This window comes from Roseibium suaedae (assembly GCF_900142725.1).
Classification (GTDB): domain Bacteria; phylum Pseudomonadota; class Alphaproteobacteria; order Rhizobiales; family Stappiaceae; genus Roseibium; species Roseibium suaedae.
In genome coordinates this window covers 444,972-460,276 of record NZ_FRBW01000002.1, presented here as the reverse complement: position 1 = coordinate 460,276, position 15,305 = coordinate 444,972, and the positions used below count along the sequence as shown (strand labels likewise).

13 protein-coding genes are annotated in these 15,305 nt (G+C 61.7%); 3 read left to right on the top strand and 10 right to left on the bottom strand.

Annotation, left to right across the window (positions count from 1 at the left end; genetic code table 11):
- Nucleotides 1-94: 94 nt before the first annotated feature.
- A complete protein-coding gene (locus tag BUA94_RS09200) occupies nucleotides 95-1,747 on the top strand; it encodes a tannase/feruloyl esterase family alpha/beta hydrolase (protein WP_073012142.1) in 1,653 nt (550 codons plus the stop codon).
- Between the two features lie 63 nt (nucleotides 1,748-1,810).
- Here the strand turns inward: BUA94_RS09200 and BUA94_RS09195 are convergent, their stop codons facing one another.
- The 7 genes from BUA94_RS09195 to BUA94_RS09165 all read right to left on the bottom strand — a co-directional run bounded on the left by BUA94_RS09195 (nucleotide 1,811) and on the right by BUA94_RS09165 (nucleotide 8,040).
- Entirely contained in the window at nucleotides 1,811-2,551 is a 741-nt protein-coding gene (locus BUA94_RS09195; RefSeq protein WP_073012139.1) for a metallophosphoesterase family protein, read from the bottom strand.
- Nucleotides 2,552-2,737: 186 nt separating this feature from the next.
- Nucleotides 2,738-4,066, bottom strand: coding sequence for an adenylosuccinate lyase (gene purB, locus BUA94_RS09190; RefSeq protein WP_073012137.1), 1,329 nt, complete (start codon nucleotides 4,064-4,066; stop codon nucleotides 2,738-2,740).
- 138 nt (nucleotides 4,067-4,204) lie between these two features.
- The gene (locus BUA94_RS09185) at nucleotides 4,205-4,723 is read right to left on the bottom strand and encodes a hypothetical protein (RefSeq protein ID WP_073012134.1); all 519 of its coding nucleotides are present in this window, start codon (nucleotides 4,721-4,723) and stop codon (nucleotides 4,205-4,207) included.
- A gap of 65 nt (nucleotides 4,724-4,788) precedes the next feature.
- On the bottom strand, nucleotides 4,789-5,280 hold the full coding sequence (locus BUA94_RS09180; protein ID WP_073012131.1) for an HPP family protein: 492 nt from the start codon (nucleotides 5,278-5,280) through the stop codon (nucleotides 4,789-4,791).
- Between the two features lie 177 nt (nucleotides 5,281-5,457).
- Nucleotides 5,458-6,129, bottom strand: a complete 672-nt coding sequence (gene rpe, locus BUA94_RS09175; protein ID WP_073013774.1) for a ribulose-phosphate 3-epimerase — start codon at nucleotides 6,127-6,129, stop codon at nucleotides 5,458-5,460.
- 129 nt (nucleotides 6,130-6,258) lie between these two features.
- Nucleotides 6,259-7,002, bottom strand: a complete 744-nt coding sequence (locus BUA94_RS09170; RefSeq protein ID WP_073012128.1) for a DUF2259 domain-containing protein — start codon at nucleotides 7,000-7,002, stop codon at nucleotides 6,259-6,261.
- Between the two features lie 54 nt (nucleotides 7,003-7,056).
- Nucleotides 7,057-8,040 (bottom strand): sodium:proton symporter, encoded by a 984-nt coding sequence (locus tag BUA94_RS09165; RefSeq protein ID WP_073012125.1) that lies wholly within the window; start codon nucleotides 8,038-8,040, stop codon nucleotides 7,057-7,059.
- Nucleotides 8,041-8,159: 119 nt separating this feature from the next.
- Between BUA94_RS09165 and BUA94_RS09160 the strand changes: the two genes are divergently transcribed.
- Nucleotides 8,160-9,413: an NAD(P)/FAD-dependent oxidoreductase gene (locus tag BUA94_RS09160; RefSeq protein ID WP_073012122.1), complete on the top strand. Its 1,254-nt coding sequence runs from the start codon at nucleotides 8,160-8,162 to the stop codon at nucleotides 9,411-9,413.
- Nucleotides 9,414-9,427: 14 nt separating this feature from the next.
- Here the strand turns inward: BUA94_RS09160 and BUA94_RS09155 are convergent, their stop codons facing one another.
- Nucleotides 9,428-9,907 carry an Lrp/AsnC family transcriptional regulator gene (locus BUA94_RS09155; RefSeq protein ID WP_073012119.1) on the bottom strand — a complete coding sequence of 160 codons (480 nt, stop codon included), beginning with the start codon at nucleotides 9,905-9,907 and terminating at the stop codon, nucleotides 9,428-9,430.
- 140 nt (nucleotides 9,908-10,047) lie between these two features.
- Between BUA94_RS09155 and BUA94_RS09150 the strand changes: the two genes are divergently transcribed.
- A complete protein-coding gene (locus BUA94_RS09150; RefSeq protein WP_073012116.1) occupies nucleotides 10,048-13,548 on the top strand; it encodes an indolepyruvate ferredoxin oxidoreductase family protein in 3,501 nt (1,166 codons plus the stop codon).
- A gap of 7 nt (nucleotides 13,549-13,555) precedes the next feature.
- Here the strand turns inward: BUA94_RS09150 and BUA94_RS09145 are convergent, their stop codons facing one another.
- Both BUA94_RS09145 and BUA94_RS09140 read right to left on the bottom strand, forming a co-directional pair.
- Nucleotides 13,556-14,560 (bottom strand): P1 family peptidase, encoded by a 1,005-nt coding sequence (locus BUA94_RS09145; RefSeq protein ID WP_073012113.1) that lies wholly within the window; start codon nucleotides 14,558-14,560, stop codon nucleotides 13,556-13,558.
- Nucleotides 14,561-14,664: 104 nt separating this feature from the next.
- Nucleotides 14,665-15,240: a flavin reductase gene (locus tag BUA94_RS09140; RefSeq protein ID WP_235860515.1), complete on the bottom strand. Its 576-nt coding sequence runs from the start codon at nucleotides 15,238-15,240 to the stop codon at nucleotides 14,665-14,667.
- Nucleotides 15,241-15,305 lie beyond the last annotated feature (65 nt).

Sequence of the window (15,305 nt, the reverse complement as noted above, 5' to 3'; positions counted from 1 at the left end):
TAACAGTTGCCGTGGAAACTAATTTTGTTACTCTGATTTTGCCCGGCCGAGGAACGGAGGAGGTTCGCGGTTTCAGGGTATGCGGAGGAACATCATGGATCTGAATAAACTGAGAGGAGCTGCGGTTCTGGCAGCGCTCGCCTTGCCCGGCGCTGCCCATGCCGCTGGATGCCGGGACCTTATGGCGAATGGTGAGCATCCAGCTGGGATGACGCTCACCGAGGCTGAGGTGCTCGCGCCGGACGGGGAAATTCCGGTAGAGCACTGCCTGGTACGTGGCTCGACAGGAGCCCGGACTGGAGCTGACGGCAAGACTTACGCAATCCAGTTCGAGTTGCGCCTGCCCACAAAGTGGAATGGCCGCTTCGTTCATCAGTTCAATGGCGGGAATGATGGTGCCGTGAAGGCGGCGGTTGGGCCGCTTCTTTCCGGCAACAAGGCGGACACGGCTCTGTCTCGCGGCTATGCAGTTGTCTCCAGCGATGCCGGACATGATGGCAAGGACAATCCGGACAAGGGGTTGGCAGGGGGAGCAGCGTTTGGGTTCGATCCGGAAGCCCGGCTTGCCTATGGCTATCAGACTGTCGCCGTGTTGAACCCGCTCGCGGTTGAGCTGGTGGAGAAATACTACGGCAAGCCAATTGCCTTCAGCTACGGGGTCGGAGGGTCGAACGGCGGACGGCACGGCATGGTGGCCGCAAGCCGCATGCCTGAGGCATTCGACGGGTTGCTGGTGGGATATCCGGGGTTCAATCTGCCCAAGGCCGCCATTCAGCACGCGCTGGATGTTCAGTCCTGGGCCTCTGTTCACGAGGATATCGCTCAGGCCTTTTCGCCGGATGACATGACCCTTGTCGCCAAAGGCATCCTGAAAGCCTGCGACGGGCTCGATGGCCTTGAGGACGGAGTGGTGGCCGATCAGGACAAGTGCGAAGCGGCCTTTAAACTCGAAGATCTCCAGTGCAAGGCGGGGGCAAACGATGGCTGCCTGAGCGAGGCCCAGGTCGCAGCTCTTCAGGCGAGCCACAATGGCCCGAAGAACTCCAAGGGCGAGCAACTCTACAGTGCCTGGGGCTGGGACCCTGGACTTGGTGGCAGGAACTGGCGGACCTGGAAGCTCGAGAGCACCGTCAAACTCTGGGGAAACAAGCCGATTATCGACGTGATGGGTGCTGGCTCCCTGGCGCAGATCTTCACCACGCCTCCCACGAAGGTCGGCGGCTCACCTGAAGAGCTGGAGGCGTTCCTGCTCGGGTTCGACTTCGACACGGATGCGCCGAAGGTTTTTGCCACATCCGGAGAATTTGGCCAGTCCGCCATGGAATTCATGAGTCCTCCTGGCGCGGACAATCCGAAGCTGGAAGCCTTCAACAAGGCAGGGCACAAGATGCTTGTCTTCCACGGGAATGCGGATCCGGTGTTCTCGGTTCTGGATACGGTCGACTGGTACCGGAAGCTGGACCAGAACAACGGCGGATCTGCCTCCGACTTTGTCCGGTTCTACCGCGTTCCAGGCATGACCCATGGGGCGGGAGGACCTTCCTATGACGACTATGACTTCTTCACGAAGCTGGTTACCTGGGTTGAAAAAGGAGAGGCGCCTGAGGCCGTTCCTGCCGGAGTGACCGAGGAAAACAAGGAAGGGGAAGCCTTGCGTGGTACCCGGTTCCTCTATTGCCCCTATCCGCAAGTGACCACCTACACGGGCGGGCAGGGCACCGGGGAAGACCGGTTCAGCTGCAAGTAAGCCAGTCGAGCAGCGGGAAGCGGACAGGTTCAGGTCCGCTTCCTGAAAGCTGGAAGACTGCCTTCACTCATAAAAGCCGGTTGCCAGGGCGCGCGCCCAGTCGGGGCGGCCGTTCTTCAAGGCTTCCGCAGCGGCCATGTCCCAGTCATAGGTGACGGCGCGCAAGTCAAAACGCCAGCCTGCGGTCGTCTTTTCCGCAATCGCATAGCGGGCATGGGGCGTTCCGGCTTCCGAAACATGGGGCACCGGCAGGTCGTCCAGATAACCGGACAGGCCGACGCTGCCCGGATTGAGGATGATCTGAGGCTTTGCGGGAAGTCTGACCAGCCGGGGAATATGGGTGTGGCCGGTGAAGATCAGCTGCGCCTGAACCCCTTCGAGCCGCCCGGCGATGGTCTCCTGGCGGGCGAGGGTCAGCCGCCCATCTGCAATCACTTCGGTAAGATGCGCCTGATCGTCTTCGGGCGTGCCGTGGCACAGCAGGATGTCGTCCTCCAGCTCAATGACGGGCGGAAGGCCAGACAACCAGTCGAGGCTCTCGGAGGAGAGCCGGCCGCAGGTGAAGCTGTCGGTACGGTTCGTTGGCGGAACGTTGCCGGCAACCACCACCCGGTCGTGATTGCCGCGCACGGTTGGCCATTCAAGATCCCGGAGCAGACATGCTGTTTCTTCCGGCCAGAGCGGACCGGACACGCAGTCGCCGAGGTTGACGACAAGGTCGGGCGCCTCATGCTTGAGATCCGCCAGCACCGCCTCCAGCGCCAGGACATTGGCATGGATATCCGCAATGACTGCGATTTTCATGGACTCGGATCCTGAAAATGAGGAGGGCTGTTCGAACGATCGCTTACCTATCCGGCCAAGATGGTCTTTCCTGAAACAGGCACAGCACTTCAGACCATAACCGGGAAAGCGGCCGGTTGCACTGGGAGTGCGTTTGCCGGGAGACACAAAAAAGGGAGGAAATTTCTTTCCTCCCTTTTCTTCGTATCAGCTTTCGCCGAAGACCCGCTTGAAGATCACGTCGACGTTCTTGGTGTGGTAGCCAAGATCGAAGCGGTCGCGGATTTCTTCTTCGGAAAGGTACTTGCGCACGTCTGCGTCGTTCAGCAGCTCGGTCAGGAAGTCGACCTTGGAGTCGCCGGAAACCTGATAGCTGTCCCAGACCTTCATGGCGTTGCGCTGAACCAGACGGTAGGCATCTTCACGGGAAGACCCGGCCTGGGTGAGGGCAAGCAGGATGCGCTGGGAATGAACCAGACCGCCGAGACGGTCCATGTTGCCCATCATGCGCTCCGGATAGACCATGAGCTTGTCGATGACGCCGGTCAGGCGCGCGAGGGCGAAGTCGAGGGTAACGGTCGTGTCCGGGCCGATCATGCGCTCGACGGAAGAGTGGGAGATATCCCGCTCGTGCCACAGGGCGACGTTTTCCATGGCCGGGGTCACGGCCATGCGGACCAGCCGGGAAAGACCGGTCAGGTTTTCGGTCAGGACCGGGTTGCGCTTGTGCGGCATCGCGGAGGAGCCCTTCTGGCCGGGGGAGAAATACTCCTCGGCTTCCAGAACTTCCGTGCGCTGCAGGTGACGGATCTCGACGGCAACGCGCTCGATGGAGGAGGCGATGACGCCGAGGGTTGCGAAATACATCGCATGGCGGTCACGCGGGATGACCTGGGTGGAAACGGGCTCTGCGGCCAGGCCCATGGCCTTGGCAACATGCTCTTCCACGCGCGGGTCGATGTTGGCGAAGGTGCCGACAGCGCCGGAGATGGCGCAGGTGGCGATTTCCTCGCGGGCGTTCAGAAGGCGCTTCTTGCAGCGGTCGAACTCTGCATAGGCTTCTGCGAGCTTAAGGCCAAACGTGACCGGCTCGGCGTGAATGCCATGGGAGCGGCCGATGGTGACCGTGTCCTTGTGCTCGAAGGCGCGGCGCTTGATGGCAGCCAGCAGGGCATCCATGTCCTTCAACAGAAGGTCGGTTGCCTTGACCAGCTGGACGTTGAAGCAGGTGTCCAGCACGTCGGAAGAGGTCATGCCCTGGTGCACGAAACGGGCATCCGGACCAACGATTTCGGCCAGATGAGTGAGGAAGGCGATGACGTCATGCTTGGTGACCGCTTCGATCTCGTCGATGCGGGCGACGTCGAAGGTGGCGGCTCCGCCCTTTTCCCAGATGGTCTTGGCGGCGTCCTTCGGAATCACGCCGAGTTCTGCGAGCGCGTCACAGGCATGGGCCTCGATCTCGAACCAGATGCGGAACTTGGATTCGGGCGACCAGATATCGACCATTTCTTGGCGGGAATAGCGCGGGATCATCGCGTGTCCTCTTTACTTAAGGGAGTGTTGGGCGCGGTCTAGCAGGAACGGCGTCAAGGCTCAATGCGAAGCCCGTCTTTTCACGGGCTCATATCGCTGAAACTTGCTCGCAGACTGATTGGCAGCCGCGCAAGGCCGCTAACGGGTGGAAACCGCATAGTCCCAGGCGGCTGCCAGCAGCAGGATCAGGCCCCAGGGCAGGAGCAGGGGCGTTGCCTCGACGAGGAAGATATAGCCCGAGCTTGCGCCGGTCATGATGATCTCGTCGAGACCGGCCCGGCTGAAGGGCGAATTATGCCACTGGGCATAGTAGCTCTGGAACTGCAGGTAATGCAGAAGGGCGCTGAGACCGACCGTGCCCGCCGACAGACCAATCAGCATGGCCGCAAATCTGGCGCTGGGCTGGGGACGGAAGAAGCCGCAAATGGCGCAAAAGGCGCGGGCAAAGAGAGCCCCCGAAAAGCTGCCCGCTGCAAAGATCAGGACGACTGCAAGACTGCGCTCGCTGATCGCGATGCCGGAACGCCAGAGCTGGAAGGCAGCAAGGCTGGTGATCAGGATGCACCAGAGTACCGCGAAGAGAAGCGGTGAAATGGGATGAACCGGGCGCGTCTTGCGCGATGGCCGTGTCTGGCGGGTGCGGGCAGCATCAGTCATTGGGCAGCCCTAGCATGAAAAGATTGAAAAAGCTTCGCTGCTGTTGCTGCCCGTGGTCGGGAAGGTCACTCGGACCGGCGCAGGGGATAGGGTTTCTTGGTGCCTGCGTGGAAAAGGCAGGCAATCAGAACGAGGGCAACGGCGCCCAGGGTGATCGGGAAGACCAGGAAGGCAATGGCCGGATCTGCCGCGAAGACCACGATGGGATCTGCGCCGGCAGGCGGATGGGTGATCCGCAGAAGGCTCATGGCCGAAATGCTGATGCCGACCGCCAGCGCCACCGCCCACCAGTCATTCGGCAGGAACGCATGCATCAGCAGAGCGATGGCCGTTGCAACGATATGGCCACCCACCACATTTGCAGGCTGTGCCAGGGCGCTGTCGGGCACGCTAAAAAGCAGGACGCAGCTCGCGCCGAACGGGGCAATCAGAAGCGGGTTGCCGGTGTAGAAGCTCAGCGCCCCCAAAAGGGCAATTGCCAGCATGGCGCCGATCCCGTGCAGGCCGACTTCCCGCCAGGAGGCAGATTGCTGATGGCGGTGGAAGAAATGCTTCATGAAGGACAGTCTCTGGCAGGGCTCCGGTACCCGCCGGACAATAATTCGTCTGACTGCTGGGTGCGAACGATGCCGTTCGGTTTTATGGGCCGGAGCGGAATTTGTTTTCCGCTCCGGAAAGGCATCTCGGCACGCCCGTTCTCTTGAGCGCCTGAAAGTCAGGCAGTGGCGAAAGGGTCAGGCCCTGGCGGCTGCCTCACGGATGGCCGTGATATTGGCAGCGTAGCTTTCCACCGAGCTGCCCTTGAACACGGCAGAACCTGCCACCAGTACATTGGCACCGGCTGCTGCGACAAGCGGGGCTGTTTCCGGGGTCACGCCACCATCGATTTCCAGATCGATCGGACGGTCTCCGATCATCTGCTTGATGCGCTTGGTCTTCTCGACCATGGCTTCGATGAATTTCTGACCACCAAAGCCCGGGTTCACGGTCATGACCAGGATGAGGTCCAGCCGGTCGAGCACATATTCGATCACGCTTTCCGGCGTGGACGGGTTGAGGGAGACACCGGCCTTCTTGCCGAGGTTCCGGATGGCCTGCAGCGAGCGGTCCAGATGGGGACCTGCTTCCGCATGCACGGTGATGATGTCCGACCCGGCCTTGGCGAAGGCTTCCAGATAGGGATCGCAAGGAGCGATCATCAGGTGCGTGTCGAAGACCTTGTCCGTATGCGGGCGCAGCTTGGCGATGACGTCCGGGCCGAACGTGATGTTCGGCACGAAATGGCCATCCATCACATCCAGATGGATCCAGTCGGCTCCGGCGCTGACAACGTCGCGCACTTCCTGGCCAAGCTTGGAGAAGTCGGAGGCGAGGATCGAAGGGGCAATCAGTACGTCACGGCTCATGGCAGGCTCCTGGCGCATCGCAGACATGGCGGAAGGGCGGGAGGTCCCGCAGCACTTCCGGTGCGTTTCAAAGGGGCGCTATCATGGGCAGACTGCGGCGGCAAGAGACCGGGCGGCGTCTAAATTGGTTTAATTCTGCAGAAGCCCGGTTATCGCCAGATAGCGCCCGTTCGGTCCCTCGAAACCGAGGGTCTGCATCTGAACCAGAACGGCAAAGACAGGGGCGCCGCCATTCATAGGATAGTGGGTATAGACGCGCTCGATCCGGTAGGTCAGCGGGCAACCGCGGCTGGACGGCAGGCTGGTGTCTTCACTGAGCACACGGACGGCTCTGCCCGAGGCCATCATCAACCGGAACCCCTTGGTTTCCGCGCCGTAGCTTGCACATTGGCCGGACGGCAGGGGGAACTCTTCAAGGGTGAACTCGACAGGCTGGTCGATTGGAGGAACGGTCAGGCGCGGGGACACCGCCATCCGGTGAGGATCGGACTCGATTTCTGTCAAGGGATTGCTGCCTGCCATCAGGCCAAGGCCAGCGATGCCGCTATCAGACATAGTTCCGGTCGCCATGGCGCGAACTTCACCGCGAAGCTCGGAGAGGCTGGCCTCCATGTCCGGCCGGTCACCATCCGTCTCGTCGCGCTTCTTGAAAGGCGAGGGCTTGACCCAATTGTCGCTGGCGACATCGATCACGAAGACTTCCGAATAGGGGAAGCCCGATCCGTCCTCGATTCCATATTGCTCGAAGGCGAAGCGGCTGCCGTCTGCGGAAAAGCCGAGAACATCCAGTCTTGCGAAGTCTCCGGCAGAGGCGGGCAGGGCGCTGAAAAGGCCGCCCGCAAGTGCGAGGGCAAAACGAGACATCCGGGGCATGGCTTCACTCCCAATCCGTATCAAGGAGTGGTCAATATGCCCCGTCTGACAGGCCTAATCTGTGATGCCGGCGACAGGACGGGCAGAAATATGCCGGGCGACGGGTTTGAGCAGGAAGGGCAGCATGTAGATCGGCAACTGGCCGAGAGCGAACCAGAGCCAGACGAGTTCGGGAAGGGTTCCACCGAGGGCCGCCACCATCAGGCCCATGTTTCTGTTGCCGGTGGCATGAGCGATCGCGAAGGCATCCGCGATACCGGCGGGGGCAAACAGCAGCAGGGTAATGAGGATCTGAACAAAGGCCGCGGCGAAGGTCGCCAAGGCAAGGGCGCTGGTGAACAACGGCCGCTCTGCAAAGCTCGCGGCAACGCCGTCCATGGCAGCGATGGCGAAGAACAGCAGGATCAGTACGTTGAGCCCGTCTATGGACGACTTGGCTTCGGTAATCGCCGTCTTTCCGGCAATCTTGCGGATCAGCGCCGCCGTCAGGATCGAACCGCCCAGAAGGGCTGCCAGCCTCAGGGCGAGAGGGAGCCCGTCCAGATGAAGACCGGTGCCGGCTGGCAAGGCCGCTGCCTGGATCTCGGCCATCAAGGGGGCGGACAGGGGGGCAATAGCCGTCGCGGTGATGAGAACGGTCAGGCTGAGGGCTCCGTCCAGACCCATCAGATAGATGAAAGCCGGGGCAGACATGACGCATGGGGCCGCTGTCACGATGAAGAGAATCATCGCCAGGTCGCTGGTCATCCAGTCAGGGCGGGCCAGGGCAATCAGACCGGCGCACAGAAGCGGAACGCCCAGCGCCATCCAGAAACTGGCCAAAAGGGTCAGCCTTGGCCGGGAAAGGCGGAGGCGCACGGCATTCGGATCCACTCTCAGGAACGCGAGAACCAGCAGCAGAAACACGGTTTCGGTCAGGAACGGTCTTGCATAGGCGGAGAGGAACGGCAGGCCGATGCCGAGAAGGATACTGATCGGCAGTGCCAGGGTTCCTCGTCTGCCAAGCCAGGCGAGGGCGGATAGACCGTGTCGGTACATGAAGAGGCCTGTCTCAGGTGCAAGCGAAAGAACTTCAATCTTAATAATGTCTTTCGCGTCATGGAGTCTAATACGGATGTGCGATAAGAGCAGGATTGGGGTTGAACCAAGGGGTTGATTTGCAGCAAGTCGATGTCATTGTCCTGGGCGCCGGTATCATCGGCGTTGCTACGGCTGTGCACCTGCGGCTGCGCGGGCTGGAGGTCGCGCTCATCGACCGGCGCCAACCCGGCGAAGAAACCTCGATGGGCCCGGCCGGTATCATCGCGCGAAACGGGTTCTGTCCGGAGCCTGTCCCCACCGATCCCGCCATTCTCCTGGATATTGCACTCAAGCAGTCGACGGCGCTGACCTATGATCTAGGCACCCTGATCAAGCTGCTGCCCTGGCTGAGGTCTTATGTCCGGCACAGCGGACCGCAGGGCGCGCTTGCCTATGCTCGGGCGATGTCGCCGCTGCGGGCGGCTGCCATTGCCGAGCACCATGCGCTGGCGCCCAAGGCAAATGCCGACCGCTTCTATCGCAAGAACGGCTGGCTGCAGATCTACCGGTCGAAGCAGAGCTTCATGACCGGTGAACGGGAACGCCATTTCGCACGGATCTACGGCATCGACTACCGGGAATGCGAGGCCTCTGATCTGGCATCCATCGAGCCGGGGCTTCGCTCCGAAGGGCTGAGTGGTGTCTATTGGCCCGAGAGCGAGAGTGTTTCCAATCCGGCTGCCGTGACGGATGCCCTTTGGCGCTATTTCATCCAACAGGGCGGGATCTTCCTGAATGGCGATGCCATGCGCCTGACCCGCAGACGCAATGCCTGGTGGATGCCTGCCATGCGCAAGGATGTCAGCGCGCCTGCGGTCGTGGTGGCGCTGGGCCCCTGGTCGGCGGATCTTTCTGCCAGGCTTGGCGAGAGTTTTCCCCTCGCGGTGAGCCGGGGCTATCACCTGCAGTTCCGCCCGAGTTCCGGGGCTTCCCTGTCCCGCCCGGTCATGGATATGGACCATGGCTATGTGCTGAGCCCTGTGGAGCGCGGCATCCGCCTGACCACGGGAACGGAAATCGCCTGGCGGGATTCTCCACCCAATCCCGTGCAACTGGCCAGTGCCTCGCGCAGGGCTTCGGACATTTTCGCGCTGGGCCAGCCGGTTCCGGCAGAGCCCTGGATGGGGAGCCGCCCCTATCTGCCGGATTCCTTGCCGGTCCTGGGGGCGTCCGCAAAGTTCCCGGGCCTCTGGTACAACTTCGGCCACGGCAATTCCGGCTTCACTTTCGGTCCAGTCTGCGGGCGCATGATCGCGGACCTGATCACAACGGGTCAGACCTTCGCCGACACGCTGCCCTTTTCGCCCTTGAGATTTGTCAGCTGGAAATAACTGCGGCCTGCGGCTCAGTTCTCACGAAGCGGCAGAGCCACGGTGTCCTTGACCGTGTTCACCACGATGCGTGACTGAACATCCGAGACCAGTGTATTGTCGAGAAGCTTCAACCTGAGGAAGTTGTCGTAGGTCTTGATGTCGTCCGTGACCACCTTAATTAGATAATCAACGGCGCCCGTAATGCGTTCACAGGTAACGACTTCGGGCCAGGAATGAATTAGCCGGTCGAAGATCTCCATGTTCTCCCGGCTTGGCACCGTGAGTTTGACGAAGGAATAGGCGACGAAGCCGAGGCCGACGGATTCCCGGTCGATAATCGCTGTGATCTGGCGAATAATGCCTTGTTCCTTCAGCTTCTTGATTCGCCTCCAGCAGGGGGTCTGGCTCATCCCCGCTTCTTTGGCGATCTCCGCGATGGACAGGGAAGCATCCTTTTGCAGGACGCGCAGAACACGGATGTCTGACGGATCGAGGAGATATTTTTCACTCATGGCGGTATTTGGAAATAAACCTGCGCAAATCGGTTGGATGGCGGTCACGATAGCACAGAAATCGCCGCCGAAAAGGATGATATTGACGTTGTAGTCTCGCCGCTGATTCAGCGGTTCGGCGCGTTGAGGAGGAGAGTCGGATGAACGTCGTAGTGCCCAGGGTCACCTTGGATGACAAATATACCGCGACGCGGGGGCAGGTTTATCTGACTGGCATTCAAGCCCTTGTCAGACTGCCCCTCGATCAGGCGCGGCGTGACCGTGAGGCGGGACTGAAGACGGGAGGCTTCATTTCCGGCTATCGCGGGTCTCCGCTGGGAGGCTACGATACGGAGCTTCAGCGCGCGAAGCGGCATCTGGCGCCTTTCGATGTTCATTTTCAGCCGGGCGTGAACGAGGAACTGGGAGCGACCGCCGTCTGGGGCAGCCAGAAGCTGCGCGGCCATGGACAGGGCTCGGACTTTGATGGCGTCTTTGGCATCTGGTACGGCAAGGCCCCGGGCGTTGACCGGGCAGGGGATGCGCTGAAGCAGGCAAATGCCTCCGGCACGGATCGCAATGGCGGCGTGCTGGCGCTTGCCGGTGATGACCATCTGGCAAAATCTTCCGTTCTACCGGGGCAGAGCGAATTTTTCTTCCAGCATGCCGAGATGCCGGTTCTCAATCCCTCCGATATTCAGGACGTTCTGGACTTTGGTCTTCATGGCCTTGAAATGTCCCGGTTTGCCGGCCTCTGGAGCGCGTTGATCTGCATCGCCGACACCATGGATGCCTCGGCAACCATCAATGTGGATGACCGCCGTCTGGCGATGATCCGCCCGCCGATCGGCGATCCGCGCAAGGACCATTCCATCAACCGGGACCTGCTTCTCGGCAACCGGCTTGAAACCGAGCGCCTGCTTCGGGACCTGCGTCTTCCTGCCGCCCGGACCTATGTGCGGGCCAATGGTCTTGACCGGGTCGGTTTCGGCTCAGGCCGCCGTGTCCGGCTCGGCATTGTGGCAACCGGCAAGGCTTACCGGGATCTGCGTCAGGCGCTGGAACTCCTCGGAATTACCGAGGCGCGCGCGGCCGAGCTTGGCCTTGCGGTCTACAAGGTAGCCATGACCTGGCCGATGGAGCCGGAAGGGCTGATCGATTTCGCCCGTGGGGCTGACCGCCTTCTGGTGGTCGAGCACAAGCGGGCCTTCATGGAACCGCAGATCAAGGAAATTTTCTACCATCTGCCGCCGGAAGCCCGGCCGGAGATCTGGGGCAAGCGCCGTCCAAACGGGGCACCGTTCCTGTCCGACGTTCTGGAAATGACGATCGCTGAAATTCTGCAGGGCCTTCTGGGCTGGTTGCCGGAAGAGGTCGTGACCCCAGACATGCGGGAGGTTGCAGAGCGCATGAACCGTCAGGTCATGTGGGCGCAGGGCCATGCAGAACGCGCAGCGCGCATTCCCTATTTCTGTTCCGGTTGTCCGCACTCCACCTCCACCGTTATCCCGGAGGGGGGACGCGCGATGCCGGGCATCGGCTGTCATGCCATGGTCGAGCTTGCTGGACGGAACACGGATGGCCAGATCCAGATGGGCGGCGAAGGCGTGCTCTGGATCGGTCAGCAGCCCTTTGCCAAGGACAAGCATGTCTTCGCCAACCTGGGCGATGGCACCTACTACCATTCCGGCATTCTGGCGATCCGTCAGGCGGTCGCTGCCAAGGCTTCGATCACCTACAAGGTCCTGTTCAACGACGCGGTCGCGATGACCGGTGGTCAGCCTGTCGACGGGCCCATGAGCGTTGCCCAGATGACCCGCGAGCTTGAAGCCGAAGGCGTCGGCCGGATCGAGGTTCTCAGCGAAACGCCGGAGCTTTACGGCGGCTGGAGCGATCTGGCGACCGGTACGAAAGTGCGTCACCGGGATGAACTCATGAGCCTTCAGACCGAGCTGATGGCCTATCCTGGCGTCTCAGTCCTCATCTATGACCAGACCTGCGCGACCGAAAAGCGCCGCCGCCGCAAGCGCGGCCTGATGCAGGATCCGGACAAACGTCTCTTCATCAATGACCGGGTTTGCGAAGGCTGTGGCGATTGCTCGATTCAGTCCAACTGCCTTTCGGTCGAGCCCCTGCAGACCCCGTTCGGCGAAAAGCGGCAGATCAACCAGTCGAGCTGCAACAAGGACTTCTCCTGCGTGAAGGGCTTCTGCCCGTCCTTCGTGGAAATCGAGGGCGCGGCGCTACGCAAGGCAGACAAGGCGGAGATCGATGTGGAAGCGCTGGTGGCCAAGCTCGCGGAGCCCAGGCTGCCGAGCCTGGCCCAGACCCGCAACATGCTGATTGCCGGCATCGGCGGCATGGGGGTGACCACTGTCAGCGCGGTGCTGGCCATGGCAGCTCATATAGACGGTAATCACGCTTCGACCCTGGACATGACCGGACTTGCGCAAAAGGGCGGCCCTGTGACCTCCCACGTGCGTTTTGCCGGTGGCACGCGCCCGATCGAAGGGCCGCGGGTTCCCACGGCAAGCCTCGATATCCTGATTGCCAGCGACATGGTGGTCGCAACCAATGCCGAGCAGCTGAGCCTTATCAACAAGGAAACGACGGCTGCCTTTGCCAACACCCGTGTCGCGCCGACGGCGGAATTCGTGCTGAAGCAGACCCTTTCCTTCGACGAAGTGAAGATGGACCGGGCCCTGTCAGAGGGCTGCAATCTCTATCTGGCGCAGGATGCCGCCGGGATTGCCGAGAAGCTTCTGGGCGATGCGATCTATGCCAATATGATCCTGATCGGCATGGCCTATCAGGCTGGCAGCCTGCCGGTGTCGGCCATTGCGGTTGAGGCTGCTCTGACCCTGAACGGCACGTCCGTCGCCTCCAACATTCAGGCGTTCCGGGCTGGCCGTGTTCTGGCGGCTGATCCCGAGGCGATCCTTTCTCACTTGCCAAAGGATGCCGCGCCGGAGCTGTCGCTGGAGGAGGAGATCGAGACTTTCGCACGCGAACTGGAAGCTTGGGGAGATGCGGCCTATGCCCGTTCCTACAAGGAGCTGATTGGCCGGATCCGGGCCGCCGACGAAACCCATGGCCCCGGCACCTTGCGCCTGACCGATACGGCAGCCCGCATGCTCTACAAGGTCATGGCATACAAGGACGAGTATGAAGTGGCCCGGCTCTATTCGACGCCAGAGTTCAAGGCCAAGATCAAGGCACGGTTTGCCGATCCAAAGAAGATCAAGGTGCATCTGGCGCCGCCGCTGATTGCTCATCAGAAGGATGCCAAGACCGGGCGGCCTGAGAAGATCGCCTTTGGCCCCTGGGTGTTCAGTGCCTTCAAGCTGCTGAACCGGATGAAGGGACTGCGCGGCACCTGGATGGATCCGTTTGGCCGGACCGCCGAGCGCCGGGCCGAGCGGGCACTGGTGCAGAGCTACCGGGCCGACCTTGAAGCTGTCCTGTCCAAGATCAACGGTGGCAACTATGGCCTCCTGGTGGAGATTGCCCGTGTTCCGGACCAGATCCGCGGCTTCGGTCCGGTGAAGGAAGCGAATTTTGCCAAGGCTGCCGAGAAGCGCGCCCAGTTGATGGGCCAGCTCAATGGCAAGCCTGCGGGCAACGATGGTGCTCTGCCTCAGCACCTGCAGGCTGCGGAATAAGAAAAACTCAGGAGCCAAATCTCTGCTGCCAGGTCGGCACCGGATCATCCGGGGCCGGGCTGGCGTGGTAGATGCCGCGGGCGATTGCCCGGGCAAGGCAGGAAGCTGCGGCAGCTCCAATCTGCACCATGTCCTCCAGCTGGCGGTCCAGAGGCTTGCGGCCGGTGGACAGGGCGAAAACGAGGTCACCATCCAGAGGGGTGTGCGCAGGCCACAGCGCGCGGGCAAGGCCGTCATGGGCCATGACCGCAAGCCGTTTGGCCTCCGACTTGGTCAGGGCAGCGTCGGTGGCTACGGCTGCAATCGTCGTGTTCGCGCCAGCCTTCAGGGCGTCCAGTTTGGTGCGGACGGAAACTGCATCTGCGGGCAGGGGATGGGGCAGGCCAAAGGCGCCAAATTCGTCGCCAAATTCGAAGGGCGAAGCCCAGAAATGCCGGCTGTCACCAACGGTGGCGCGGCCGAGGGCGTTGACGGCAACGATTGCACCCACGGTGATCCCATTGGCGAGGACCATGGACGCAGATCCGAGGCCGCCCTTCAGGTTGGCTGTCGTTGCCCCGGTGCCGGCACCAACTGTGCCGAGCGGGAAATCATATCCGGCCGCATCCAGCGCCGCGCGGCCAAGGTCACGGTAAGGAGCAGACTGGCCCCAGCTCTTGTCCCCGCCATTGAGCAGATCGAACAGGATGGCGGTGGGAACGATGGGAACCCGCACCGGACCAACCTGATAGCCCCGCCCAAGTTCGGCAAGGCGTCCCTGAACACCGGCACCTGCATCAAGACCGAATGCCGAGCCGCCCGCCAGCACGATGGCGTCCACGGCGGCCACTGTCTGTTCGGGTTCCAGAAGGGCGATTTCGCGCGTTCCGGGCGCGCCGCCATGGATTGCGACGGAGGCAACAGCAGGGTCTTCCGGAAGCAGCACGGTTGCGCCGGACTTCAGAACCGGGTCGGAGGCATTGCCGACCAGGAGCCCGGGAACGTCAGTGATCAGATTGCGCGGACCTTGCATGATGGCTCCAGGGCGGATGAGTTTCAGCTCAGCCTAGGCTCATTTTCCAAGGATGCCAACGTTCATGCAATGGGTGGAGAAGAGCGAGGGAAAGGGGGCCGGACTTAGCCGGGAAGGCCGTGGTAACCGCGCCGGACGTAGATCAGGGAGCCTTCATCGCTGTCCATGCGGATGTCATTGACCGTCCCGAGGATCACCGAATGGGTTCCGATGTCGGTGATGGTTTCGACCTGGCAATCGACGGAAACCAGAGCGGGACTCAGGGCCGGGCTGCCGGACAGCATCGGTGTCCAGGTTGTCAGCTTGAAACGGGCATCCATTTCCAGATTTCCCCGTCCGGCAAAGGCGTCTGAAAGAGCCTGATGGCCGGAGGAAAGCGTGTTCACGCAGAAGACGCCATTGGACTGAATGGCGCCATGGATGCGGCTGGAGCGGTTGACGCAGACCAGAATCGTCGGCGGGGTATCGGTGACGGAACATACGGCCGACACCGTGGCACCGGCCCGGCCAGCCGCACCATCGGTGGTCAGGACGTGCACGGCAGTAGCGATGCGGCTCATGGCCTCGCGGAAAGTTGCCTGGGTAAGCTGACCGTCACCAGCATTTCCTTTGGCCGTGTCGGTACCTGAAACGGTGTCCGTGCCCGGTTGGCGGGATTGCGTGGTTTTCAAGGTGCTCAAACGCGGCTCCATCGTCTTGCAGTCAAACTGCGTCCTGGGCTTGCGCCCGGTGGCCAATCGGGGTG

What these genes read in the sequence shown, in the direction of transcription:
- BUA94_RS09200 (WP_073012142.1), top strand. Translation starts at nt 95, where the DNA reads ATGGATCTGAATAAACTGAGAGGAGCTGCGGTTCTGGCAGCGCTCGCC.
- BUA94_RS09195 (WP_073012139.1), bottom strand. Translation starts at nt 2,551, where the DNA reads ATGAAAATCGCAGTCATTGCGGATATCCATGCCAATGTCCTGGCGCTG.
- purB (WP_073012137.1), bottom strand. Translation starts at nt 4,066, where the DNA reads ATGATCCCGCGCTATTCCCGCCAAGAAATGGTCGATATCTGGTCGCCC.
- BUA94_RS09185 (WP_073012134.1), bottom strand. Translation starts at nt 4,723, where the DNA reads ATGACTGATGCTGCCCGCACCCGCCAGACACGGCCATCGCGCAAGACG.
- BUA94_RS09180 (WP_073012131.1), bottom strand. Translation starts at nt 5,280, where the DNA reads ATGAAGCATTTCTTCCACCGCCATCAGCAATCTGCCTCCTGGCGGGAA.
- rpe (WP_073013774.1), bottom strand. Translation starts at nt 6,129, where the DNA reads ATGAGCCGTGACGTACTGATTGCCCCTTCGATCCTCGCCTCCGACTTC.
- BUA94_RS09170 (WP_073012128.1), bottom strand. Translation starts at nt 7,002, where the DNA reads ATGCCCCGGATGTCTCGTTTTGCCCTCGCACTTGCGGGCGGCCTTTTC.
- BUA94_RS09165 (WP_073012125.1), bottom strand. Translation starts at nt 8,040, where the DNA reads ATGTACCGACACGGTCTATCCGCCCTCGCCTGGCTTGGCAGACGAGGA.
- BUA94_RS09155 (WP_073012119.1), bottom strand. Translation starts at nt 9,907, where the DNA reads ATGAGTGAAAAATATCTCCTCGATCCGTCAGACATCCGTGTTCTGCGC.
- BUA94_RS09150 (WP_073012116.1), top strand. Translation starts at nt 10,048, where the DNA reads ATGAACGTCGTAGTGCCCAGGGTCACCTTGGATGACAAATATACCGCG.
- BUA94_RS09145 (WP_073012113.1), bottom strand. Translation starts at nt 14,560, where the DNA reads ATGCAAGGTCCGCGCAATCTGATCACTGACGTTCCCGGGCTCCTGGTC.